At 67.0% G+C, this 24023-nt stretch carries 23 protein-coding genes; 15 read left to right on the top strand and 8 right to left on the bottom strand.

Annotation, left to right across the window (positions count from 1 at the left end):
- Positions 1–53: 53 nt before the first annotated feature.
- Entirely contained in the window at positions 54–1343 is a 1290-nt protein-coding gene (locus AC3A3G_RS00915) for an MFS transporter (RefSeq protein ID WP_200167604.1), read from the top strand.
- Here the strand turns inward: AC3A3G_RS00915 and AC3A3G_RS00910 are convergent.
- The 3 genes from AC3A3G_RS00910 to AC3A3G_RS00900 are packed head-to-tail and all read right to left on the bottom strand — an operon-like array spanning position 1340 to position 4465.
- Positions 1340–2152 (bottom strand): TrmH family RNA methyltransferase, encoded by an 813-nt coding sequence (locus AC3A3G_RS00910; protein WP_200167605.1) that lies wholly within the window; start codon positions 2150–2152, stop codon positions 1340–1342. The two genes, AC3A3G_RS00915 and AC3A3G_RS00910, sit on opposite strands and share 4 nt — an antisense overlap.
- Positions 2149–3048, bottom strand: coding sequence for an RsmD family RNA methyltransferase (locus AC3A3G_RS00905; protein WP_368922517.1), 900 nt, complete (start codon positions 3046–3048; stop codon positions 2149–2151). Before AC3A3G_RS00905 ends, AC3A3G_RS00910 begins: the two co-directional genes overlap by 4 nt.
- Before the next feature lie 16 nt (positions 3049–3064).
- Positions 3065–4465, bottom strand: coding sequence for a glycosyltransferase (locus tag AC3A3G_RS00900; RefSeq protein ID WP_487487316.1), 1401 nt, complete (start codon positions 4463–4465; stop codon positions 3065–3067).
- Between the two features lie 123 nt (positions 4466–4588).
- Here AC3A3G_RS00900 and AC3A3G_RS00895 point away from each other — a divergent pair, with 123 nt between their 5' ends.
- Genes AC3A3G_RS00895 through AC3A3G_RS00880 form a run of 4 tightly spaced genes read left to right on the top strand, consistent with a single transcriptional unit; the run spans position 4589 to position 7768 of the window.
- The gene (locus AC3A3G_RS00895) at positions 4589–5224 is read left to right on the top strand and encodes a TetR/AcrR family transcriptional regulator (protein ID WP_125901279.1); all 636 of its coding nucleotides are present in this window, start codon (positions 4589–4591) and stop codon (positions 5222–5224) included.
- A complete protein-coding gene (locus tag AC3A3G_RS00890) occupies positions 5221–6018 on the top strand; it encodes an ABC transporter substrate-binding protein (RefSeq protein WP_289647758.1) in 798 nt (265 codons plus the stop codon). Before AC3A3G_RS00895 ends, AC3A3G_RS00890 begins: the two co-directional genes overlap by 4 nt.
- Complete coding sequence (locus AC3A3G_RS00885; RefSeq protein WP_487487315.1) at positions 6015–7004, top strand: FecCD family ABC transporter permease; 990 nt, start codon at positions 6015–6017, stop codon at positions 7002–7004. The genes AC3A3G_RS00890 and AC3A3G_RS00885 overlap by 4 nt, the downstream gene beginning before the upstream one ends.
- On the top strand, positions 7001–7768 hold the full coding sequence (locus AC3A3G_RS00880; RefSeq protein WP_487487314.1) for an ABC transporter ATP-binding protein: 768 nt from the start codon (positions 7001–7003) through the stop codon (positions 7766–7768). The genes AC3A3G_RS00885 and AC3A3G_RS00880 overlap by 4 nt, the downstream gene beginning before the upstream one ends.
- Here AC3A3G_RS00880 and AC3A3G_RS00875 read toward each other — a convergent pair.
- Entirely contained in the window at positions 7759–9807 is a 2049-nt protein-coding gene (locus AC3A3G_RS00875) for a lytic transglycosylase domain-containing protein (RefSeq protein WP_487487313.1), read from the bottom strand. The two genes, AC3A3G_RS00880 and AC3A3G_RS00875, sit on opposite strands and share 10 nt — an antisense overlap.
- A 97-nt stretch (positions 9808–9904) precedes the next feature.
- Between AC3A3G_RS00875 and dapA the strand changes: the two genes are divergently transcribed.
- The 4 genes from dapA (at position 9905) to prfB (ending at position 14941) form a co-directional block, all read left to right on the top strand.
- Entirely contained in the window at positions 9905–10789 is an 885-nt protein-coding gene (gene dapA / locus AC3A3G_RS00870) for a 4-hydroxy-tetrahydrodipicolinate synthase (protein WP_487487312.1), read from the top strand.
- Positions 10789–11259, top strand: a complete 471-nt coding sequence (gene smpB / locus AC3A3G_RS00865; protein ID WP_003164831.1) for an SsrA-binding protein SmpB — start codon at positions 10789–10791, stop codon at positions 11257–11259. The genes dapA and smpB overlap by 1 nt, the downstream gene beginning before the upstream one ends.
- Positions 11260–11330: 71 nt before the next feature.
- Positions 11331–13751 (top strand): penicillin-binding protein 1A, encoded by a 2421-nt coding sequence (locus AC3A3G_RS00860; protein ID WP_487487311.1) that lies wholly within the window; start codon positions 11331–11333, stop codon positions 13749–13751.
- 76 nt (positions 13752–13827) lie between these two features.
- Positions 13828–14941 (top strand): peptide chain release factor 2 gene (gene prfB, locus AC3A3G_RS00855; protein WP_487487310.1). Its coding sequence is split into 2 segments (ribosomal slippage): positions 13828–13896 and positions 13898–14941, totalling 1113 coding nucleotides; the frame shifts between segments, so codons are not numbered across the junction.
- A gap of 75 nt (positions 14942–15016) precedes the next feature.
- Here the strand turns inward: prfB and AC3A3G_RS00850 are convergent.
- From AC3A3G_RS00850 to tyrS, 3 genes are all read right to left on the bottom strand, one after another.
- A complete protein-coding gene (locus AC3A3G_RS00850; RefSeq protein ID WP_200167617.1) occupies positions 15017–15583 on the bottom strand; it encodes a bactofilin family protein in 567 nt (188 codons plus the stop codon).
- Between the two features lie 133 nt (positions 15584–15716).
- On the bottom strand, positions 15717–16184 hold the full coding sequence (locus AC3A3G_RS00845; protein ID WP_200167618.1) for a peroxiredoxin: 468 nt from the start codon (positions 16182–16184) through the stop codon (positions 15717–15719).
- A 13-nt stretch (positions 16185–16197) separates the two neighbouring features.
- Complete coding sequence (gene tyrS / locus AC3A3G_RS00840) at positions 16198–17478, bottom strand: tyrosine--tRNA ligase (protein ID WP_412878512.1); 1281 nt, start codon at positions 17476–17478, stop codon at positions 16198–16200.
- Positions 17479–17657: 179 nt separating this feature from the next.
- Between tyrS and AC3A3G_RS00835 the strand changes: the two genes are divergently transcribed.
- The 4 genes from AC3A3G_RS00835 (at position 17658) to AC3A3G_RS00820 (ending at position 21598) form a co-directional block, all read left to right on the top strand.
- Positions 17658–18797: an anhydro-N-acetylmuramic acid kinase gene (locus AC3A3G_RS00835; RefSeq protein ID WP_200167620.1), complete on the top strand. Its 1140-nt coding sequence runs from the start codon at positions 17658–17660 to the stop codon at positions 18795–18797.
- The gene (locus AC3A3G_RS00830) at positions 18797–19753 is read left to right on the top strand and encodes a DMT family transporter (protein ID WP_200167621.1); all 957 of its coding nucleotides are present in this window, start codon (positions 18797–18799) and stop codon (positions 19751–19753) included. Before AC3A3G_RS00835 ends, AC3A3G_RS00830 begins: the two co-directional genes overlap by 1 nt.
- Before the next feature lie 237 nt (positions 19754–19990).
- Complete coding sequence (locus AC3A3G_RS00825; protein WP_234287760.1) at positions 19991–20512, top strand: DUF6624 domain-containing protein; 522 nt, start codon at positions 19991–19993, stop codon at positions 20510–20512.
- Positions 20513–20620: 108 nt separating this feature from the next.
- On the top strand, positions 20621–21598 hold the full coding sequence (locus AC3A3G_RS00820) for a TerC family protein (protein ID WP_487487309.1): 978 nt from the start codon (positions 20621–20623) through the stop codon (positions 21596–21598).
- A gap of 11 nt (positions 21599–21609) precedes the next feature.
- Here the strand turns inward: AC3A3G_RS00820 and AC3A3G_RS00815 are convergent, their stop codons facing one another.
- Positions 21610–22260 (bottom strand): alpha/beta hydrolase, encoded by a 651-nt coding sequence (locus AC3A3G_RS00815; protein WP_487487308.1) that lies wholly within the window; start codon positions 22258–22260, stop codon positions 21610–21612.
- Between the two features lie 159 nt (positions 22261–22419).
- On the opposite strand from AC3A3G_RS00815, the gene AC3A3G_RS00810 reads away from it, so the two are divergent.
- Together AC3A3G_RS00810 and AC3A3G_RS00805 are read left to right on the top strand one after the other, a co-directional pair.
- On the top strand, positions 22420–22890 hold the full coding sequence (locus AC3A3G_RS00810) for an Rrf2 family transcriptional regulator (protein ID WP_200167625.1): 471 nt from the start codon (positions 22420–22422) through the stop codon (positions 22888–22890).
- Positions 22887–24023 carry a cysteine desulfurase family protein gene (locus AC3A3G_RS00805; RefSeq protein WP_200167626.1) on the top strand — a complete coding sequence of 379 codons (1137 nt, stop codon included), beginning with the start codon at positions 22887–22889 and terminating at the stop codon, positions 24021–24023. The genes AC3A3G_RS00810 and AC3A3G_RS00805 overlap by 4 nt, the downstream gene beginning before the upstream one ends.

Raw genomic sequence — 24023 nt, 5'->3', positions numbered from 1 at the left:
ACGCATGGATGCGCAGCGCCGCAAAGATCGTGCGTCAACCGTAAGGATTTCGCGTGACCGACGCCGCTGTTTCACCGCCGTCTGCCTCCAAGCGGCGCGTTCTGTTCGCCAGCCTGATCGGCACGACGATCGAGTTCTACGACTTCTACATCTACGCCACGGCGGCGGTGCTGGTCTTTCCAGACCTGTTCTTCCCTGGCGGCGATCGGATGACGGCCATGCTGGCTTCTTTCGCCACCTTCTCCATCGCCTTCTTCGCCCGACCGATCGGGGCGGTCGTCTTCGGCCATTTCGGCGACCGGGTGGGGCGCAAGGCGACCCTGGTGGCGGCCCTGATGACCATGGGCCTGTCGACCATCGCCATCGGCCTGCTGCCGACCTGGCATTCGGTCGGGGTGATCGCGCCCCTGCTGCTGGCCCTGTGTCGGTTCGGTCAGGGCCTGGGTCTGGGCGGCGAGTGGGGCGGGGCGGTCCTGCTGGCGACCGAGAATGCGCCTCCGGGCAAGAAGGCCTGGTTCGGCATGTTCCCCCAACTGGGCGCGCCGATCGGCTTCATCCTGTCGACCCTGAGCTTCATCCTGCTGGGACAGGTGATGAGCGAGGATCAATTCATGGCCTGGGGTTGGCGCGTCCCCTTCATCGCCAGCGCTCTGCTGGTCATTGTCGGCCTGTGGATGCGGTTGAAGATCACCGAAACGCCCGAGTTCAAACGCGCGATCGACCGCGCAGAACGGGTTCAGACGCCAGCCCTGACGCTTGTAGCGCACCACAAGTTCGCCCTGCTGACCGGGACGCTGGCTGGACTGGCGACCTTTGTCCTCTTCTATCTGATGACGGTCTTCGCCTTGGGCTGGGGCACGACGAGCATGGGCTATACGCGGGAGCAGTTCCTGCCGATCCAGTTGCTGGGCGTCTGCTTCTTCGGCCTGTTCATTCCGCTGGCGGCTCTGGCGGCGGATCGGTGGGGGCAGGGCAGGACGCTGCTTGTGACAACCGTCGCCATCGCCCTGTTCGGCCTGGCCCTGGCGCCGCTGTTCGGCAGCGGCGGGATGGTCGGCGTGATCGCCTTCTTCATCATCGGCTTCAGCCTGATGGGCTGCACCTACGGACCGCTGGGCGCGGCGCTGGCGCGGCCCTTCCCGACGACGGTGCGCTACACCGGCGCGTCTATGACCTTCAACCTGGCCGGCATTCTGGGGGCGTCGTTGGCGCCCTACGCCGCGACGTGGCTGGCGGGCCATTACGGCCTTCAGGCCGTCGGCGCCTATCTGACGGCGGCGGCCGTGCTGACGGTCCTGGCCCTGATCGGCATGGGCCGCATCAAGACCGACGGCGAGGCCTAGAGGTTGGAGCCGTAGGCCGCATCCGTCACGGCATAGACCATGACCCCTGTCGCGACGGCCAGGTTCAGGCTGTCGGCTCGGCCGCGCATGGGGATCTTGACGTTCAGGTCGCAGGCGGCGGCCAGTTCGTCGGTCAGGCCCGCCTGTTCATTGCCCATCAGGATCAGCGCCGGATAGTGAATCGGGCTGTCGCGATAGCCGTGCTTGGCGTCCAGACGGGTGCCGATAACGCTGCCCGGCCATGAGGCGCGCCAGGCCAGGAACTCTTCGCGCGACGCCTTGCTGATGGTCACGGCGAAGACCGAGCCCATGGTGGCGCGCACGGCCTCGACCGAAAACGGGTCGACGCAGTCGCCGATCAGGATGACGCCGCCGCAACCGGCCGAGTCCGCCGTGCGGATGATGGTGCCCAGATTGCCCGGATCACGCACCTGTTCCAGCGCCACCCAGCAAGGCTTGGCGTCGGGCTGGATGGCGTCGAGCGGCGTGTAGACCTGTTCGAACACGCCCAGCACCGTCTGCGGATTGTCGCGACGGCTGATCTTTTCGAGGATGGCGTGGGTGACGACGATGATCTGGCCGCCGCTTTTCAGCGTCTCGGCCTTGGCGCGGTCCAGCAATGGATGCGGGCGGGCGTCCTGACCGACCAGCAGCATGACCGGCGCGCGGCCCTGATCCAGCGCCTCGCCGATGAACTTCAGCCCTTCGGCCAGAAAGCGGCCGGTGGCTTCGCGTTCCTTGCGCATATGCAGGGCGCGGACGGCCTTGATGGTGTCGTTGGTCAGGGAGGTGATGAGGCGTTCGGTCATGAGGCGCTCCATCTGGCGAAGAAGGACAGGCCGATGGCGCGGGCGTGCTCGCTGTCTTCGGACAGGGCCAGCTCGCCCCAGTCGATGCGCCCGCTGCGATCATGCGTCGCCTCGGCCATCATGTGCGCCAGCGACAGGCCGGAAATCCGCGCCGCATAGGCGTTCAGAAGCAGGAAGGAGGCGTCGTCGGACAGCAGGGCGGCGCAGTCCTTCAGCAGTTCGGGCATGTCCTCGAACAGGCGCCAGACCTCGCCGTTGGCGCCGCGCCCGTATTTCGGGGGGTCGAGGATGACGCCGTCGTATTTGCTGCCGCGACGGACTTCGCGCGCGACGAATTTGCGGGCGTCCTCGACGATCCAGCGGATCGGGCGGTCGGCCAGGCCTGACAACTCGGCGTTCTCGCGCGCATAGGCGACGGACTTCTTGGAGGCGTCGACGTGGGTCACGTGTGCGCCGGCCGCCGAACAGGCTAGGCTGGCCACGCCGGTATAGCCGAACAGATTCAGGATCTTCGGTTGTTTGAGCGTGCGGACCCGTGCGTCCAGCCATTCCCAGTTGGCGGCCTGCTCAGGGAAGAAGGCCAGATGCCGAAATGGGGTGAAGCGCCCCATGAAGCGCACGTCGCGCCATTTCAGCGGAAAGGCGTCGATCGGGCCATGGGCGTCAAAGCGCCAGCGGCCGGAATCCTCTTCCTCCTGCTGCGGGTCGAACAGGGCGTTGGCGTTTTCAAAGGCGGTCTCGTCATGCGCTTTCCAGAAGCACTGAGGCTCGGGGCGCACGACGGTATAGCGGCCGTAGCGCTCCAGCTTGCGGCCGTCGCCGCTGTCCAGAAGGGCGTAGTCCGACCACCCGCGCGTGACGAGGGTTTCGGGCGAGGAGGAGAGAACCGGAGCCATGCGCGCTGATAGGCGCTCAGGCGGCCGCTCGTCCAGCGTCGGAATAGAGGTCAGGGGCTGCGATCGGCTCGACATCGACTTGATGCGGGGTCTTGTCCCAGTGATGCGGTTCCAGCGCCAGACGGACGGCGGCGTGTACGAAAGCCAGGCTCAGCAGCGACCAATAGGGCAGGGAAACCAGCATATCGATCGGTCCATAGGGTGTCCCGGCGATCCGCGAACCGCGCAGCTGGATGATCCAGGCGGCAGCGAGGCCGACGATCAGGACCGTCCAGCCCATGATCGACAGCGACGGCAGGCGACCGTCCATCACTGCCATCAGGGAAATGACCGCGACCCACGCCATGCAGCCTGCATGCACGGCGGCAGACCCCAACCCCGCCCCGATGGTCAGGATCAGAGCGATCCAGCCGCGCCAGCCCATGCCGCCCCTAGAACGCGTATGAACGGCCAGAGTCTGCAGATAGCCTTTCAGCCAACGCGTTCTTTGCGGCAGCCACAAGCGCAGCGGGCCTGGCGGCGTCTCATAGGTCGGGCGGCTGATGACCCCCAGTCGATAGCCTGAACGCCAGATACGAAAGCCCAGGTCTGCGTCTTCCGTAACGTTCCAGGCGTCCCAGCCGCCTAAAGCCTTCAATACAGAGACGCGGAAATGATTGCTGGTGCCCCCTAGCGGGAACGGCAAACCCAGTCGCGCCATAACAGGTAGGGTAATCTCGAACAGGGCGGCGTATTCCGCCGCGAATTGCCGATCGAGCAACGGGTGCGGGCTTGCCTTGCGACGGCTACGGATGCGCAGCGGGGCCTGGACGCAGGCCAGGCGTTCGCTCTCGATTCGAAAGCGCGCTGCGGCCTCCTTCAACTGCAGCGGGTCCGGGTCGTCCTCGGCGTCATAGATGGTCAGAAAGTCGCCGGTTGCGAGCGACAGGGCGTGGTTCAGGGCGCGCGGTTTGGTTTTCGGCGCCCCGGCTGGCACGACGAGAACCGTTAGCCATTCCGGCAGATGCAGCTGGGACGCGGCTGTAATGGTGGCATGGTCGTCAGTCTCCAGCGCCAGGAAGCCTTGTAGTCGTTCTGCCGGATAATCGATGGCCGCCAGCCGCTCGACCAAATGGGGCAGTATCTCTGCTTCCTGATAGAGGGCCGCGACGATCGTGTAGCGCGGCCATTCTTCATTCCATGAATGGAGCAGCGGCTCGGTCGCGAGCACAGGCGGCCGAAGGGCGACCAGACTCAGCCTCCATGCCGCCAGCGCCAGAAAGCTGATCTGGACGCCGAGCAGACAAAGAGCGGCAAAGTATTGAAGGAAAACCGCGCCCAGCAGGCTGCTCAGCCCGAAGATGCACATCGCTGCCATCTGGCCGAGCGTGAGGGTCGTCCGCGCGGTGGCGAGCGTCTGAAGATAGGTAGCCGTCACCCCGTGTTCTCACTTAATGGGTTGTTAATATCATTGATACTTCAAACCTCGGATTTGGCTAGAGGGGGCGTGCGGGCTAACGTCGGCGAGGGACTCATGTCCTTCGTTCAGGGAGTCATCTGATTGTCGGTCGTCCCTTCAGCCCCCGCGCCGCGTTCGAGCCGTAAACCCAAGGGAGAGGGGCACGAACGTCGCGCCGAAATCCTGGCGGCGGCCGAGCGTATTTTCGTTGAGAGCGGCTATGACGGCGCCACGATTCGCAAGATCGCGGACAAGGTCGGATTGTCGTCAACGGCCCTTTACATGCACTTCGCCGATAAAGGCGAAATCCTGAACGAAATCTGCCGCAACACCTTCGAAGGCCTAGCGGGACGCAATCGTGCGATTCTGGCAGATCCGGCGCCGCCCCTGGCGCGTCTGCGTCGGATCGCTGAAGGCTATGTGGCTTTTGGCTTCGAAAACCCCAACGCCTATCGCCTGGCCTATTTGACCCCTGCTGTCGAAACGCGCCATGGGGCCGAGACCATTGCGCAAAGAGCTGGGGCGGAGCTGTTCGCGGCCGTGGTGGCGGTTGTCGAGGATGCCGTGGCCGAAGGCGTTCTGCGAGGCGACGCGCGCGTTCTGGCGCAGGTGATATGGGCCAGTGTTCACGGCCTGGTCTCCATAATGATCACCAAGCCCTATTTCGACTGGGCGGATCGGGACGTGCTGATCCGCACCCAGTTGGACGTCCTGTTCAAGGGATTGACCGCCCAGTGAAACGGCGTCTTTGCGCGCTCGCAGCACTGTTGTCCGTGGGGGGGGCTGAAACGGTGCAGGCGGCGGCGCTGCGCGTGATGGCGTTGGATCAATGCGCAGACCAATTCGTTCTGGCCCTGGCGCCCGAAGCGGACATCGCCCTTTCGCCGCGCGCCGATGATCCGGACGCTTGGATGCGCGAGGCGGCTAAAGGACGGCGGCAGGTGCGGCCGACTTTGGAGGCCGCGACAGGGTTCCAGCCGGACGTGGCTGTACGTTACTGGGGCGGCGACGCCCGCCTCCTGGGGGTGCTGGATCGGCGCGGGGTGCGAACGGTCGGCATCGACGATGCGACGGACATGGACGGAGTGAAGGCTAATATCCGCAAGGTGGCCGCAGCTCTGGACCGTCGCGACAGGGGCGAAGCCTTGATCCGCCGGATGGAGGCGCGTCTGGCCCATGCCTCCAGCGCCGGACGAGGCCGGACGGCGGTCTATGTGACGGCCAGCGGTTTCACCAGCGGGCCGGGTTCGTTGATGGATGCGATTCTGCGGTCGGCGGGGTTTCGCAACGGAGTGAAACGACCCGGCTATCAGCCGCTGGGGCTTGAACGGGTGCTGCTGACGCCGCCCGCCCTCTATGTGAAGGGGTTCTTCGATCTGGCGCGTTCGGATTGGCGCGGGGCGGGACGGCATCCCGTCATGCGACGGGCGACGGCTGAACACACCGCCGCCAGCTTGCCAGGCGCGGCCTTGACGTGTCCGGCCTGGTTCGCGGCGGATGCGGCCGCCCTGCTGGCGGAGCAGGCGAAATGAGGAGCGTGACGAAGCTGAATATCGGTCTGGGTCTGGCGATCCTGGTCGCTTTGACGGCGGCCGTTACCCTGGGGGAAACCCTCTTCGACCGCGCACAGTATTCCGAGGCCTTGGCCAACCCGGCTTCCGGCCCCGGCCAGGTGCTGTGGCTCGTGCGCGCGCCCCGAGCGGTCTGCGCCCTGTTCGTCGGTGCGGCTCTGGGGCTTGCGGGGGCGGTGATGCAGGGGCTGTTGCGCAATCCGCTAGCCGAGCCGGGCGTACTGGGCGTGTCCGCGACCTCGGCTCTGGCCGCTGCGACGGCCATCGTGCTGGGGCTGGCGGCGATCCCCGGAGCGGTGGAGGTGTCGGCTCTTTTCGGCGCGACGGTCGGCGGCGGGCTGCTGATCGCCCTGGCCGCACGGGTGCGGACGCCCGAGGCGCTGATCCTGTTCGGCGTGGCTCTGTCCAGCTTCGCGGGCGCATTGACGGCCCTGATCTTCAACCTGTCGCCGTCGCCGATCGCTTCAGCCGAGGTGATGAACTGGCTGTTGGGTTCGGTCGAGAACCGTAGCTGGATCGATGTCGCCTGGGTGGCGCCCGCCGCCCTGATCGCCGCCTTGCTCGCGCGCAGCGCGTCGCCGGGCCTGCGGATGCTGACCCTGGGCGAGGAGGCGGCGCGGGCGTCCGGCCTGTCGATGGGGCGAATGCGGGTGCTGGCGTTGGCGGCTGCCGCCGTTGCGGCGGGCGCTGCAGTGGCTGTGGCGGGCGTCATCGGCTTCGTCGGTCTGGCGGCGCCGCATCTGGTGCGAACGGCGGTGCGCGGTGATCCGGGGCGACTGCTTCTGCCATCGGCCCTCGCGGGAGGTTTGATGCTGGTCGCCGCCGATCTGGCGGCGCGGATGCTGCCGACGGATCAGGAGTTGAAGCTGGGCGTTTTCACCGCCCTGGTCGGCGCGCCGCTGTTCGCGCTGATCGCCTGGCGCGCGGCTCGGGAGTGGCGGCTGTGAGTCTTCTGCTACAGCTTGAGGACGCCCACGCCCGCGTCGGCGGCGTCGAAGTGCTGAAGGGCGCGTCCCTGTCGGTGCGGCCGGGCGAGGTCGTGGCTTTGTGCGGGCCGAATGGGGCGGGCAAGTCGACGGCGGTGCGCGCGGCTCTTGGCCTGACCCCGCTGACGCAAGGCTCGGCTCGTCTGGGCGACGATGAGGCGCGGCGTCTTACTGAACGTCAGCGCGGCGAGCGTGCGGCCTATCTGCCGCAGGACCGTTCGATTGCGTGGAACCTGCCGGCGGTCGAGCTGGCGGCGCTGGGCGCGCCCTTCTTGGCGGGCGCGGCCGCGCTGGACCGTGCGCGTGTCGCGCTGGGCGAGGTCGGCGTCGGCCATCTGGCGGATCGCGGCGTGGCCGAGATGTCGGGTGGAGAGCGGGCGCGCGTTCTGCTGGCCCGCGCCCTGACGATTTCCGCTCCCTTGCTGGTGGCCGACGAGCCGATCGCCGGTCTGGACCCTGACGCCCAGCTACTGGTGCTGGAGCGGCTGCGGGCGCGCGCCGACGCCGGGCATGGCGTCCTGGTCAGCCTGCATGACCTGACGCTGGCTGCGCGCTTCGCTGATCGGGTCGTGGTGCTGGATCAAGGGCGGACGGCGGCCGACGGCGCGCCGACCGAGGCCCTGTCGCCGCGCGTACTGAAGACGGTGTTCAATCTGGACGCGGTCTGGCTGGAGGCGCTGGACGGGCCGCTGCTGGCGGCCCGCCGTCTGTCGTCTCAGGGTTGATAGGGACGCGGGCCGGTGTTGGGCGGCGTGCCCCGCGCCAGGTCCGCTGAAGGCGTCAGCGGCGCCGAGCCGCCGTTCAGGCGGGCGCGATAGACCTGCATGTTCTCCATCACCCGCATCATGTAGTTGCGCGTCTCGGTGAAGGGCGCGCACTCGATGAAGTCGATGGGATCGACCTGGGCCTGGCGCGGGTCGCCGCAGCGGGCGGTCCATTGCGGCGGTCGGGCCGGGCCGGCGTTGTAGCCGACGGCGGCCAGCAGCGGCGATCCGCCGAAGTTGTTCATCAGTTCGCCCAGGTGATAGCTGCCCAGGGTCATGTTGACCTCCGGATCCCACAACTGTTCGGAGCTGAACGAGCGGCCCATGCGGCGGGCCACGCCCTGCGCCGTCGCGGGCAGAAGCTGCATCATGCCGCGCGCATCGGCATGCGAGCGGACCAGGGGATCGAAGCTGGATTCCTGACGGGTGATGGCCAGGGCGAACTCGTTCGGCGCCATGCCCGGAACCTGCTGCGGCAGGCGGATCGGATACATGCGCTCGGGCATGACGAAGCCGCGCTGGCTGGCCGCGCGCCCGACCATCATCGAGCCGAACTGGTCCCCGTAGCCCTGCATCAGGTCGAACAGCTGCGACAGGTCGTAGGGTGAGGGCAGGGTGTCATCCAGATGATAGGCGAAGACCCGCATCAGGGTCTTCTCGCCGATCTGGCCCAGGATGCGGGTGGCGCGCACCACCTCATTGCCCTCGAAGCGGTTGACGTCTTCCGCCGACGGCGACGGTTCGCCCGGAAGGGTCAGGGTCGTTGCGCCCGCCTTTTCCGCCGCCAACTGGCCGTAGAAGGTCTGCCAGTGCTGGGCGCCCGCCTGATACCACCGCTGAGCGCCCTCGCGATCGCCCCGCGCCTCGGCCGCCCGGCCCAGCCAGTACAGCGCGCGGCTCTGGGTGATGGGGGTCGAGGAGGCGTTGCGCAGGACTTCGAAATGCTGGGCCGCCGTCGCCGGGTCGTTCAGCTTGGTCAGGGCGACCCAGCCTGCGAAGAACTCGGCGTCGACCTTGCGTTCGCCCGAGGGGAAGCCGTGGCCGTTCATGGAGGCGTAGGCGGCGCGGGCGTTCCCTTGCTGCAGGGCGTCCAGGAAGTAGTTGCGGCGCTCGCTCCACAGGGTGTTCTGGCCGTCCGTGTGCGACGGCGCGGCGGGCAGGGCGGACAACAGCGGGAAGGCCTCGGACTGACGCCCGGCCGAGCGCAACAGGCGCACCCGCTCCAGCACCACGGCCGGATCATTAGCCTGGGCGGACGACAGGCCGCTGACGATCACGTCAGGGGCGTAGGCGGTGCGCAGCGCCATCACGGTATTGGCGACGGCCTGGCGGTCGGCCGGGACCAGAGCGAGCATGGCGCGCGTCGCCGGGCCGTGCGGCCCCAGCAGCAGCATGTTCAACCGCGTCACGTGGTCGTCGCTGGTCAGCCAGCCGCTCCAGCGCGAATAGATTCGGCTTTGCTGGGCCTCTTCAAAACTCTGGGTGCGCCACCAGTCGCGAATCAGGGCCTGGGCCTCCTGGCGGCGACCCGTCTGCTCCAGCGCGCCGGCCAGAGCGATGGCGCCCTGGGCCGTGGTCGGTGCGGCGCCGTTGAAGAAGGCCAGGACGGCGTCCGGCGACTGTCCCGCCATGTCCAGCGCGCGCTCGCCCGCCGCCCGGCGCGAATCGCCGCGCGGCCAGTTCGCCAGGTCGGTCTGGGCCAGCGCCAGGTCGCTGTAGGACATCTGCTTGTCCGAGGTGTCGACCAGCGCCCACTCGACCAGCTTGCGCGCGGCAGGATCAGAAATGCGCGCCATGATGGACTGCGTGCCCACGACGTCGCGCGCCCGCGCGGCCGTCAGCCCCTGCTGCACCAGGGCGGCGTCCTGGCTGCTAATGATCCCGCCCTGACTGGCGGAATAGGGCGTCGGCGTGCTGTTCAGCACGTCCTGAGCCGGTGGAGTCAGTATCGCCAGGGCGGCGGCCACGGTCGTCGCGATCATCAGATATCTGATCCTCATTCATCTTTGGTTGCGGCCAAGCGGCGGGCAACCTACCCTTTGCCGATTAGTGACGGGCGGAACGCCGCCCATTTCTCCGCACAGGTATGTTGTTCCCATGACCGCCCCCTTGTTCAAGGGCGTGATCACCGCCCTGATCACACCTCTTCGTGACGGAAACGTGGACGAGGTCGCTTTCAAGCGCCTGTTGGAACGCCAGATCGCCGCTGGAGTTCACGGCGTCGTACCGATGGGCACCACGGGCGAGAGCGCCACCCTGCACCTGGATGAACACAAGCGCGTGGTCGAACAGTGCGTCGAGATCGCCGCCGGGCGCATCCGCGTCATCGCCGGCGCGGGTTCGTCCGCGACGGACAAGGCGATCGAGCTGACCCGCTTCGCCAAGACGGTCGGCGCGGACGGGGCGCTGGTCGTCACCCCTTATTACAACCGTCCGTCGCAGGCCGGGATGCAGGCGCATTTCGAAGCCGTGGCCGACGCGGTGCAACTGCCGATCCTGCTCTACAACGTGCCGGGCCGTACGGGCGTGGACCTGGCGAACGAGACGACAGCGGCCCTGTCGGCGCACCCGAACATCGTGGGCATCAAGGACGCCAGCGGCGACGTGGCGCGGGCCAGCTGGATGCGCGCCAACATCGACGGCGCCTTCGACCTGATCTCAGGCGATGATTCCAGCTATCTGGGCTATGCCGCACATGGCGGCGTGGGCGTCATCTCTGTGACCTCGAACGTCGCGCCCGAGGCCATGGTCGCCCTGTATGACGCGATCCAAGCCGGTGACTTCGCCGCCGCTCGCTCGTGGCAGGAGCGCCTGATCGGCCTGCACAAGGCGCTGTTCCTCGACAACTCGCCGTCGCCGACCAAATACGCCCTGGCCAAGCTGGGCCTGTGTGCGGAAGAGGTTCGCCTGCCGCTGTCGCTGACGGCCGACGCCGTGAAGCCCGCCATCGACAAGGCGCTGGCCGAGGCCGGGGTCGCCTGATGGCCGCAGACGCGCCCAAGCAGAAGACGATCGCCGAGAACCGGCGCGCGCGCTTCGACTATTTCCTCGAGGACCACATCGAGGCCGGGATCCAGTTGCTGGGCACCGAGATCAAGGCGCTGCGCGACGGTCGCGCCAACATCGCCGAGAGCTATGTCTCGCCCGAGGGACGCGAGATGGTGCTGATCAACGCCGACATCCCGCCCTACAAGATGGCGAACCGCTTCAATCACGAGCCGCGTCGCCATCGGAAGTTGCTGCTGCACCGCAAGCAGATCGACAAGCTGATCGGCGCCGTTCAGCGCGACGGCCGCACCATTGTGCCGGTGCGCCTGTATCTGAACGAGGCGGGCAAGGCGAAGCTGGAAATCGCCCTGGCCAAGGGCAAGAAGCTGCACGACAAGCGTGAGGCTTCGGCCGAGCGTGACTGGCAGCGCGACAAGGCGCGCCTGCTGCGCGACAAGGGATAAGTGCAGTTCCGCTTTGCGCGCCGCGCGACGCGCGATAAACGACGGATCATGGGGCGCGTCTTGCGGAGTTCATGGTGAAGATAGCCGAACGCTGGTTCGTCATGGCAGGCGTGGCCCTGCTGGGCGCCATCGCCGTGGCCGGTGTGGTGGTGGCGATCTACGCCGCCTGGGTCTTGCACGACATGCCGGACGCCTCAGAGCTGGCGGACTATCGTCCGGCGACGGCGACGCGCGTCTATGCCGAGGACGGCACCCTGATCGGCGAGTTCTCGGACCAGCGCCGAATCTACGTCACCTATGATCAGGTGCCGCAGACGGTTGTTCACGCCTTCCTGGCGGCCGAGGACCAGAACTTCTTCAGCCACGGCGGCATCGACGTGTCCGGCATCGGCCGGGCCATGTTCAAGAACGTCTTCAACGTGCTGTCCGGTCGTCGTCTTGAAGGCGGCTCGACCATCACCCAGCAGGTGGCCAAGAACGTCCTGCTGACCAGCGAGACCAGCCTGAACCGCAAACTCAAGGAAGCGGTCCTCTCCAGCCGCCTGGAAGCGACGCTGAGCAAGGAGCAGATCCTCGAGCTGTACCTGAACGAGATCTACCTGGGCTATCGCTCCTACGGCGTGGCGTCGGCGGCCTACAACTATTTCGGCAAGTCGCTGGATCAGCTGACGCCGGACGAGGCGGCCTTCCTGGCGGCCCTGCCCAAGGGGCCGACCAACTATCACCCCAAACGCTACCCCGAGGCCGCGCTGGGACGCCGGAACTGGGTGCTGGGCGAGATGGCCGACAACAAGTGGCTGTCGGACGAGCAACTGCAGACGGCCCTGGCCCGTCCGTTGAACACCCGTTCAGCGCCGCGTCGCGCTGAATACGCCGACGCCGACTTCTTCGTGGAAGAGGCGCGCCGTCGCGCCATCGCCCTGTTCGGCCAGGAAGAGGTCAACCGCGGCGGCTATTACCTGCGCACCACCCTGGATCCGCAGCTGCAATCGGCGGCGCGCGACGCCCTGATGCGCGGGCTTGAGGACTATGACCGTCGTCACGGCTGGCGCGGCGCCTGGGGCACGACCGATTTCGCCGAAGGTTGGCAAGCCGAAGCTCAGAAGCGCACGACCCCGCCCGAGCGTCGCTCGTGGCAGGCCGCCGCCGTCGAGAACGTCAGCGGAAGCACGATCCGGGTCCGCACGGCCAAGGACGATCAGACGGGCACGCTGCGTGCGACCGATGTGACCTGGTCCAATGCGGGGCGTCGCCCGTTGAAGCGCGGCGATCTAATCTTCGTCGAGCGGCAGGGCGGCCAGTTCGCCCTGAAGCAGGCGCCCGCCGTCAACGGCGCCCTGGTCGCCATCGAGCCGCAATCGGGCCGCGTCCTGGCGATGGTCGGCGGCTATTCCTACGCCCTGTCCAGCTTCAACCGCGCGACCCAGGCCCGCCGCCAGCCCGGTTCGGCCTATAAGCCCTTCGTCTATGCGGCGGCGCTGGAAGGCGACTTCACACCGGCCTCGATCGTTCTGGATGCGCCGATCAGCTTCCCCGGCGGTCCTGGCGGTCGCGCCTGGACGCCTCAGAACTACAGCCGCCAGTTCTACGGCCCGCAAAGCCTGCGTCGCGGCCTGGAGTTGTCGCGCAACGTCATGACCGTGCGTCTGGCCCAGGCAGTGGGCATGAAGAACGTCGTCGACCTGTCCAAGAAGATGGGCGTGGTGGACGACATGTCGCCGAACCTGGCCATGTCGCTGGGCGCCGGTGAAACGACGCCGTACCGCATCACGGCCGCCTATGCCGCCTTCGTCAACGGCGGGCGCCGGATCGACCCTTATCTGATCGAACTGGTTCAGGACCGGAACGGCCAGACCATCCATCGCGCTGATCGCCGCCAGTGCCGCGATTGCGCGCGGGGCTTCAGCGGCCAGGAATCTCCGCGCCTGCAGGATCGTGGAACCCAGGTGATCGACCCGATCACCGCCTATCAGATGAGCTCCATGCTGGAAGGCGTGATCCAGCGCGGCACCGGCGCCCGCGCCCGTAGCCTGGGCCGTTGGGTCGGGGGCAAGACCGGCACGACCAATGAATACCGTTCGGCCTGGTTCGTCGGCTTCTCCAGCGACATCGTCGTCGGCGTCTTCGTCGGCTTCGACGACAACCGCTCGCTAGGCGGGGGCGAGGCGGGCGCCTCGACCGCCGTGCCGATCTTCATCGACTTCATGGAAGACGCTCTCAAGGAACGCCCGGCGCGTCCGTTCGTGAAGCCGAAGAACGCCATCTTCCGCACCGTGAACGGCATCGAGGAAGCCTTCCGACCCGGCACCGAGCGCCAACTGCGTGAAGAGGCGCCGCGTCCGGCTGCGCCTGAAGGACCGCAGAACTACTACGACGTGATCCGTCGCGAGCAGGAAGTCCGTACGCAGACCCCGACTCCGGCTGCGCCGCCGCCTGTCGCGCCGCCTCCGCCCAAGAAGGAGCCGGCCGAGGACTTGAGCGGTCTCTACTGACGCTCTAGTTACACCCCTCTTCGGCGCGCCGGACGTTCTGGCGCGCCTATCCACCCCTGTATCGCTGGAGATTGCGATGAGACCGGATGTCGAGGCCATGAAGGCCGACATCGAGCAGAGCGTCGCTCTGCTCAGGAGGCGACTTTGACTGGGATGTCGCTCTAAGAAAGCTCGATGAGCTGAACGCGCGGGTCGAGGATCCGACGCTGTGGGACAATCCCGAGCAGGCCCAGGCCGTCAGCCGCGAACGCTCGCGCCTGGAAGCCCAGGTCAGCGCCGTCAAGGAGATGGAGCAGGGTCTCGAAGACGGGATCATGCTGGCCGACATGGCCGATGAGGAGGGCGACGAAGCCACCCTCGAGGACGCGCGCGAGCAGTTGAAGGCCATCAAGGAACGCGCCGCTCGCGCCGAACTGGAAGCCCTGCTGTCCGGCGAGGCCGACGGCAACGACGCCTATCTGGAAATCAACTCCGGCGCCGGCGGCACCGAGTCCAACGACTGGGCCGGGATGCTGATGCGGATGTACAGCCGCTGGGCCCGCGCCCACGGCTATGAAGTCACGATCGAGGCCGAGGAACAGGGCGAACAGGCGGGCATCAAGTCCGCGACCCTGCAGATCGCCGGACCGAACGCCTATGGCTGGCTGAAGTCGGAATCGGGCGTGCACCGCCTGGTCCGCATCAGCCCCTACGATGCGGCGGCCAAGCGCCACACCAGCTTCGCCTCCATCGGGGTGTCGCCGGTCGTGGACGATACGATCGAGATCGACATCAACCCGGCCGATGTGCGCACCGACACCTATCGCGCGTCCGGCGCCGGCGGTCAGCACATCAACAAGACCGACTCGGCTGTGCGTCTGACCCACATTCCGACCAACACGGTCGTGGCCTGTCAGGCCGGTCGTTCACAGCACCAGAACCGCGAACAGGCCTGGAAGATGCTGCGGGCGCGTCTGTACGAGCTTGAACTTCAGAAGCGTGAGGCCGCAGCTCAGGCTCTGGCTGACGCCAAGACCGACATCGGCTGGGGGCACCAGATCCGCTCCTACGTTCTGCAACCGTATCAGATGGTGAAGGATCTGCGGACCGAGGTCGAAACCTCGGACACCCAGGGCGTTCTGGACGGCGACCTGGATCCGTTCATGGGCGCCGCGCTCGCGGCCCGCGTGGGCGAGATCCGCGAGGGCTGATCGACCCGTGGGTCAACGCAAAAAAAAGGGCGGCCTTCGCGGGCCGCCCTTTCTCGTTTCTGGCCGCCGCGCCGATCAGGCTGCGGGCTTGGCTTCGACCTTGGCGTCCGTCTTGGCGGGCGCGGGCTTTTCGGCCGAGACGGGAGCTTCCAGCATGTTGGCGCCCGGCGTGTCGCGCTTGGCCTGGGTGCAGCGGCCCTGGAACCAGGCGCCCTGTTCGATCGAAAGCTGCTCCTGGGTGATGTCGCCCTCGACGCGCGAGGTGGCGAACAGCTTGACCTGCTTGGCGACGATGGCGCCCGAGACGCGGCCGCGAACCTCAAGGATGTCGGCGTGGACCGTGCCCTCGACCGCGCCGCCTTCGCCGATCACCACGCGCACGACGCGGATGTCGCCCTTCAGCGAGCCATCGACCTGAAGTTCGCCGGCGCCTGAGATGTTGCCCTCATATTTCACGCCGGCCGACAGGGTCGACAGGCTGGACGACCGTGCGGCGGCGGGACGCGCCGGTTCAGGCGTCCGCATGGGCGCAGCAGCGATCGGAGCGGCGGGGGCGGGCGTCGGCTTGGCCGGTTCGGGCGGCGTCGGAATGCCCAATCCGCTCGAAGTACTGTTGTCGAGGGGTTTGTTCTTGTTGAACATCTATACTCTCCGCGTCACGCCGGAACGACCGGCGTTTGGTCAATGTCAGCCCCTGAGGATACAATCCCTGACAATACTTAGGGGGGGCTGAGGCGGAGAGGTCAAGCGGGGCCTTCCGAACCCCGCTCGCCGATCAAAGCGCTTCGACGGCGGCCAGCACCTCTTCGGCGTGGCCCTTCACCTTGACGTTCCGCCAGGCGCGGCGGACCACGCCCTGGCCGTCGATCAGGAAGGTGGCGCGTTCGACGCCCATGTATTCACGGCCGTAGAGCTTCTTCAGCAGCCAGACGCCCCAGCTTTCCGTGACCACGCCGTCCTCGTCCGAGCCCAGCACGACCTTGAGGTCATGCTTGGCCTTGAAGCGGTCCAGTTTTTTCACCGTATCGCGCGATACGCCGACCACCACGGCGTTCGCCGCCGAGAACCGGTCGATCAGCGCCGAGAAGTCCTGCCCCTCGGTCGTGCAGCCGGGCGTGTCGGCCTTGGGGTAGAAGTAGAGGACGATGTTCTTGCCCTTTAGCCCGCCCAGCGACACGCGCCCGCCGCCGTCCGTCGCCAGATCGAAAGCGGAGGCAGGGGTGTTTTCGGTGATGTCGGTCACAACTCTTTCTCCCTTACACCGGCCGCACCAGCACCAGCTTCTTCTTGCCGGCGCCGAGCTTCAGCACGCCGTCGGCGTTCAGGTCGGCCTCTTCGATCAGTCGGGCGCCGTCGTTGACGACTTCGTCGTTCAGGCGAAGGCCGCCGCCCTGGGCCAGGCGGCGCGCTTCGCCGTTGGAGGCGCTGAGGCCCGCCTTGGTCGTGACGGCGGCGATCATGGCGCCGATGACCTCGTCGCGCGGCAGTTCGACGGTCGGCAGGTCGGCGGACAACTGGCCTTTCTCGAAAGCGGCCTCGGCGGCGGCGCGGGCGGCCTGAGCGGCCTCGACGCCGTGCAGCATGGAGGTGGTTGCGTCGGCCAGCGCCTTCTTGGCGTCGTTGATCTCGGCGCCTTCCAGCGCCTCATAACGCTCGATTTGGTCCAGCGGCAGGTCGGTGAACAGGCGCATGAACCGGCCCACGTCGCCGTCCTCGGTGTTGCGCCAGTATTGCCAGTAGTCGAACGGCGACAGGGCGTCGGCGTTCAGCCACACGGCGCCGCCGACCGTCTTGCCCATCTTCTGGCCCGAGGCGGTGGACAGCAGCGGCGTGGTCAGGCCGAAAGCGGCCTTGTGGTCCACCTTGCGGGTCAGTTCGACGCCGTTGATGATGTTGCCCCACTGGTCCGAGCCGCCCATCTGCAGCGAACAGCCATAGCGACGGTTCAGCTCCAGGAAGTCCGTCGCCTGCATCAGCATGTAGTTGAACTCGAGGAAGGTCAGCGGCTGCTCGCGATCCAGGCGCAGCTTGACCGAGTCGAAGCTCAGCATGCGGTTGATGGTGAAGTGCGTACCGTAGTCGCGCAGGAACTGCAGGTAGCCGAGTTGCGACAGCCACTCGTCGTTATCCAGCATGACGGCGTCGGTCGGGCCGTCGCCGAAAGTCAGGAATTTCTCGAACACGCCTTTGATGCCGGCGATGTTCTCAGCGATCTTTTCCTCGGTCAGCAGGGGGCGCTGGGTGTCCTTGAAGCTGGGGTCGCCGACCTTGGTCGTGCCGCCGCCCATCAGGACGATCGGCTTGTGCCCGGCCTGCTGAAGACGGCGCAGCAGCATAATCTGGATGAGGTGACCGACGTGCAGGCTGGGGGCCGTCGCATCGAAGCCGATATAGCCCGTGACCACGCCGGATGCGGCCGCCTCGTCCAGTTCGACCGGGTGGGTGATCTGGTGGATATAGCCGCGCGCCTTCATCAGGCGCAGGAAGTCCGACTTGAAGGCGGTTTCGGAAGCGGTTTGGGTCGTGGGCTCGGTCATGGTCGGGTCCGTAGCATCAGAACCGGCGGCCGTCTTCCGAGGAATAATGCCGCCGAGGGAAGGGCGGCAAGGATCGCGGCCGCTCTCTAGTAGAGGCCGTAGTAATAGGCGGAGAAAAGGGCCGGTTGCGCGGTCATGGGCGCTAGCTACGTCGCGCTCGACGTGGCAGTCAAGCCGCCATGACGACCTCTCCGAAAAAGACTCTCCGCGTGCTTGGCTTCATGACCGGCACCTCGCTGGACGCCGTGGACATGGCGGTGATCGAGACGGACGGCCACGACATCCTGTCCTTCGGCCCCGCCGGCGAGATGAAACTGGACGGCGAGACCCGCGCCATCGTCGAGGACGCCATCGAGGACGCCTTCGACTGGGAGCGCGACGAGGAAGAGCCGGACAGCTTCGAGGACGCCCGCATGGCGGTGGCCGACGCGCACTTGGCCGCCGCCCTCGGCTTCATGGCGGTGAACGGGGTGAAGTCTAGCGCGCTGGATCTGGTCGGCGTCCACGGCCAGACCGTGCTGCATGAGGCGCCGACGCACGACGCTCCGGGCCGTACCGTCCAACTGATCGACGCCGTCAGTGTGGCTGAAGGCCTGAGCGTGCCGGTGGCCTACGACTTCCGCAGCGCCGATGTGGCGGCAGGCGGGCAGGGCGCGCCGCTGGCGCCCGTCTATCACGCGGCGCTGGTCCGCAAGGCGGGGGTAGAGGGGCCGGTCGCCGTGCTGAACCTCGGCGGCGTGGGCAACATCACCCTGATCCGCGCCGACGGCGGGCTGGAGGCCTTCGACACCGGCCCGGCCAACGGCATGGTCGATCTGCTGGTCCAGTCCCGCATGAAGAAGCGGATGGACGAGGGCGGCCGTCTGGCGGCGGCGGGAACGGTCGACCCGGCCGCACTGGACGCCTATCTGGCCCACCCCTATTTCGCGGCGACCGGGCCGAAGTCGCTGGATCGGTTCGATTTCTCGCTGGACCCGGTGGCGGAACTGTCGCTGGAAGACGCCGCCGCGACCCTGACCGCCTTCGCGGCGCAGGCCGTGGCGCTGGGCGTTGCTCGCTGTTCGGAACAGCCGAAGGAGGTCGTCGTCTGCGGCGGCGGTCGCCACAACCCTGTGCTGCTGGCCGCCATTCGCGAGCGTGTCGGCGTTCCCGTCTCGACGGCCGAGGACAAGGGCTGGCGTGGCGATTCCATCGAGGCCGAGGCCTTCGCCTTCCTGGCCGCGCGCTGTCGTCTGGGGTTGCCGATCAGCTTCCCCGGCACGACAGGCGTTGCGGCGCCTATGACCGGCGGCCGGATTGTCGAACCGGGAGCGGAATAGTGGCGGCGTCCTCGCGCTTCTGGGGCGTCGCCAGCGGTCTGGCGGCGGGCGCTCTGTGGGGGCTGGTCTTCCTGGCGCCCAAGGTCGTGCCGGAGGCCTCGCCCCTGCTGCTGACGGCGGGGCGCTATCTCGCCTATGGCCTGATCGCGGTCCTGCTGATCGCGCCGCGCTGGCGGCGGGTGACGGCGGCCCTGACGCGCAAGGCATGGGGCGCTCTGGTCTGGCTGAGCCTGGCGGGCAACCTGGTCTATTTCGCCTTCCTGGTGGTCGGGGTGCACTACGCGGGCGTCGCGGCCTCGGCCCTGATCGTCGGCATGGTGCCTGTGGTGGTGGCCTTGTGGGGACTGCGGGACAAGGAGTCGCCGCCGTTGTCGCGTGTCGCGCCGCCCATCGTCGTGGCGGCGCTGGCCGTCGGCCTGATCGGTTGGGAGTCGCTCAGCCAGGGCGGCGGCGCGGAGGCGCAAAGCGGAACCGCCACCCTGATCGGCCTGGGTTGCGCCGTGGCGGCCCTGCTATCCTGGACCGCCTTCGCCGTCGGCAATAGTCGCTGGATGGGACGCCTGCCTGACGTCACCCCGCATGAGTGGTCGCTGCTGACCGGCGTAGTCACGGGCGCGCTGGCGCTGCTGCTGGTCATCCCGTCGCTGTTCATGCTCGGGGGCATGACGGACGACGCCTGGCTGCGCCTGATCGGCGTCAGCGCAGGGGTGGCCATCCTCGCCTCCGTCATCGGCAACGCCTTCTGGAATCAGGCCAGCCGCCTGTTGCCCCTGACGATGCTGGGCCAGATGATCGTCTCCGAGACGCTGTTCGCCTTCATCTACGGCTTCATCTGGGAACAGCGCGGCCCGACCGTGATCGAGGTCGTGGCCATGATCCTGATGATCGTCAGCGTCGTCTGGTGCGTTCGCGCCCACCGCCCGGCAGCTATGGCGGCGGCGGAAGGCGATCATTAGAAAACGACGTAATTTCGTCTTAATCTGCGGTCCAAGTTCTTCATCAGGGAGGGACGTATGATTGTATGGATCGCCACACTGTTTCTGTTGGGTCAGGCAGAGGTCTCATCGCCCTCCGGTGAACTGAGCGCCGAGGCGCGAGCCCTGATCGCTCCCGTGCTGGAAACAATCGCTGAGGAACAGAGACGACAGGCGCAAGCGCCGCCTCCTCAGGATCACGAGGAACGCTTTCTGCGGATGTATCGCCTGGATCAGATGGGGCGGCAGGCGATGCAGAAAGTCGATCTGAGCATTCTGCCTCCGCATCAGGAGCAGGCCGCCAACAAGGCGATGTGGCAGGTTCAGGAGGCCGCGGACGAGGCCAATCTCAACGCCTTACTCGCCATGCTGCCGCCGGAAGGCTGGTTCCTCAAAAGCCGCTATGGCGAGGGGCCGTCGCAGACGGCCTTTCTCATCATCCAGCATTCAAACCTTGAGCAGTGGCGACGTTTCGTGCCGGTGCTCGAGCCTCTCGTGGCGGCGGGCGAGGTTGATGGGGCGCAGTTCGGTCTGATGTACGATCGGCTGGCGGTGAACGAGGGGCGTCCGCAACGCTACGGGACGCAGGTGACCTGCAAGAATGGGCGCTGGGTCATCGACTACGACAACCTCGAGGATCCCGCGAACGCCGATCGTCGTCGCGCGGAAGCAGGATTTCCCCATACGCTGGCGCAGTATGAAGCGCGTTTCGCCTCGTGGCCGACTTGCCGCGAAAACTGAGCAACGCTCGCCGTCGCCATGCGTTGATACCATAGCGGACCGGGCCCCTCTGGCGACCCTTCATCGCGATGTCGGCCGCGTCGTTGGAAACGGCTCGCGAAGGCGTCGATGGAACTGTTGCTGCTGGAGTGGTTGGGCAAGCCCGTCTGGATGTGGGCGGGCTTTCTGACGGTCGTCATCGCCTTGCTGGCGCTGGACCTGGGATTGTTTAACCGGCGGGATCACGAGATTGGGGTGCGAGAGAGCCTGGGGCTGTCCGCCTTCTATATCGCTGTCGCCCTGGCTTTCGGGGCATGGCTGTGGTCGTGGCTGGGAGCTGACAGTGCGGTCGAATATCTGACCGCCTACGCCGTTGAAAAAAGCCTGGCGATGGACAATGTCTTCGTCATCGCCCTCATTTTCAGCGCCTTTTCGGTGCCGCGCCTCTATCAGCATCGCGTGCTGTTCTGGGGCGTGCTGGGCGTCATCGTCCTGAGGGCGATCATGATCGGCGGCGGGGCGGTGTTGGTCGCTCGCTATCATTGGGTGCTGTATCTGTTCGCCGGCTTTCTGATCGTCACGGGCGTGCGGATGTTCTTCGCGCGCGGTGAAGAGACGGACGTCGCCGACAATGCGCTACTGAAATGGTTCCGCCGACGGATGCGGGTGACCAACGACCTGCATGGTCACGCCTTCTTTGTCCGGGCGCCGAGCCGATCAGGCGAGATGGCGCTGCACGCTACGCCGTTGTTCCTGGCCCTGGTGACGATCGAGATCGCCGACGTGATCTTCGCCGTGGATTCCGTGCCGGCGGTCTTCGCCATCACGACGGACGCCTATGTCGTCTACACGTCCAACATCTTCGCCATATTGGGGCTGAGGGCGCTCTATTTCGCCCTGGCGGCGGTGATCCACCGCTTCGCCTATCTGAAGCAGGCGCTGGCCGTTCTGCTGGTCTTCATTGGCGCCAAGGTGTTCGCCGCGCCGCTGCTGGGGATCGAGAAGGTGCCGCCCGCCGTCTCTCTCTCGGTAACGGCCGCGATCCTGGCGGCGGGGGTGGTCTGGTCCTTGTGGCGGACCCGCGCGGAGGCTGGGCCTCCGCGCTGATCTTGAGGACGTCAGGCCGGATTTTCAGCCAGGCGCTTGTCCAGATAGGCGCCGACACGGTGTTCGACGGCGCCGATGTGGTCCTGCCAGAAGTGGGTCGCCCCCTCTTCCAGCTCGTAGTCGATGACGATGCCCTTCTGGGTGCGCAGCTTGTTGACCACGCGCTCGACATCAGCCGGCGGCACGACGGTGTCGGCCGTGCCGTGCAGGAACAGACCCGAGGCCGGGCAGGGGGCCAGGAAGCTGAAATCGTAGATGTTCGAGGGCGGCGACACTGAGATGAAGCCATCGGTTTCAGGACGGCGCATCAGCAGTTGCATCCCGATGTAGGCGCCGAACTGATAGCCCGCGACCCAAGTCTGGGTGGCGGCGGGGTTGTTGGCCTGCAACCAATCCAGGGCCGTGGCCGCGTCGGCCAGTTCGCCGATGCCGCTGTCGAACTCGCCCTGGGACTTGCCCACGCCGCGCGAGTTATAGCGCAGGGTGGCGAACCCGCGCTGCACGAACAGCTGGTGCAGCGTCAGGGCGACAGGGTTGTTCATGTGCCCGGCCGCCTTGGGATGCGGGTGCAGGATCAGGGCGATCGGAGCGTCGGGACGCTTGCCGGGCGAATAGCGGCCTTCGATGCGGCCGGAGGCGCCAGGCAGGATGACTTCAGGCATGGATGGCGGTCCCTACGATCAACAGACGTTTCGCGAGCGGATAATACTTGACCACGCAGGTAGGACTTTCTAAGTCCCCCGTGCGTGACGCGCTCGCTGGCGAGGCCGGGGGTCTTAGCACAGCGGGCCCGAAAAGCGTTAGATTTTTGAGGTATTGGGATGCGTCTGTCGACCAAGGGACGTTACGCCGTCATGGCGATGGCCGATCTGGCGAAGAACGGGTCGGATCGGGCGGTTTCTCTGGCCGAGATCGCCGCGCGCCAGGAAATCTCGCTCAGCTATCTGGAGCAGCTCTTTGCGCGCCTGCGCAAGGGCGGGCTGGTGAAGAGCGTGCGCGGTCCCGGCGGCGGCTATCGCTTGGCTATGACGGCGGGAGAGACGGTCGTGGCGGACATCGTGCTGGCCGTAGATGAGCCGATCCGCGCCACGCGCTGCGCCGCCCACGGCACGCCGCGCGGCTGCATGACGGGCGGGGCGCGCTGCATCACTCACGATCTTTGGGAAGACCTGGGCGCCGAGATTCATCGCTATCTGGCCGGGGTCAGCCTTGCCGATGTGATCGAAAAGCGCACCAGCCGCGCCCGCATGGGTCGAAAGGACGCGACGTCGTCCATGGAGGCCGCCGCGTGAGCGTCTATCTGGATTACAACGCCTCGGGCCTGGTTCGCCAGGAAGTTCAGGATGCCATGGTCAAGGCCTTGGCTGATAACGGAAATCCGTCGGCCGTTCATGCCGCCGGACGCCGCGCCCGTGCGCGTATCGAGACGGCGCGCGCCCAGGTGGCCGATCTAGTCGGCGCCGATCCGACGGCGATCATCTTCTCTTCGGGCGGGACCGAATCCAACGCACAGGCGATCCACAGCGCCCTCGCCGCCGGTTGCGAGCGGTTGATCGTCGGCGCGACCGAGCACCCTTGCGTGGCCGAAGCCGCCGCCGTCAGCGGTATGCCGGTCGAGGTGCTGCCGGTCGATGCGGACGGCGTGGTCGATCTGGCCTGGCTGGCTGAGGCGCTGGCGCGTCCGGGCCGTGCGGTCGTCGCCATCCATCACGCCAATAACGAAAGCGGCGTGATCCAGCCGATCGCCGAGGCGGCGGCTCTGGTTCGCGCGGCGGGCGGTTGGCTACACGTGGACGCCATCCAGTCGGCGGGCAAGATTCCGGTGACGATGCGCGCGCTCGGCGCTGACAGCCTGACCCTTTCGGCGCACAAGCTGGGCGGGCCTCAGGGTGTGGGCGCGCTGGTGTTGAAGGATGGCGTGTCCGCCATCCGCATTCTGCACGGCGCCGGTCAGGAACGCGGCCTGCGCGCGGGAACCGAGAATGTGCCGGGCATCGCCGGCTTCGGCGTCGCCGCCGACTGCGCCGCGCGCGATCTGGACGCCGCCATGGTTCATGTCGCCTGGCGCGACGCGGCCGAGGCCAAGGTCAAGGCGGCGGGCGCGACCGTCATCGGCGGCGCGGTTCCGCGTCTGCCGAACACCCTGTTCATGGCGGTGGAGGGCTGGGACAGCCCGCAGCAACTGATCACCCTCGATCTGGTCGGGGTCATGGTCTCGGCCGGTTCGGCCTGTTCGTCAGGTAAGGTCAAGCCGTCCAAGGCGATCAGCGCCATGGGCCTGCATCACCTGGCGACCGGGGGCGTGCGCGTCTCCGGCGGTTGGGGCACGACCGAAGCGGACTGGACCCGGTTCGCCGACGCCTGGGTCGCAGCCTGGGACAAGCACAGGGCGCGCCTGCAAGAGCGCGCAAAGGAAGTCGCGTAA

This window comes from Brevundimonas sp. Soil_N_31, from assembly GCF_057655995.1.
The sequence above is the reverse complement of the archived record's forward strand: the minus strand, read 5'-3'. Positions and strand labels throughout refer to the sequence as shown.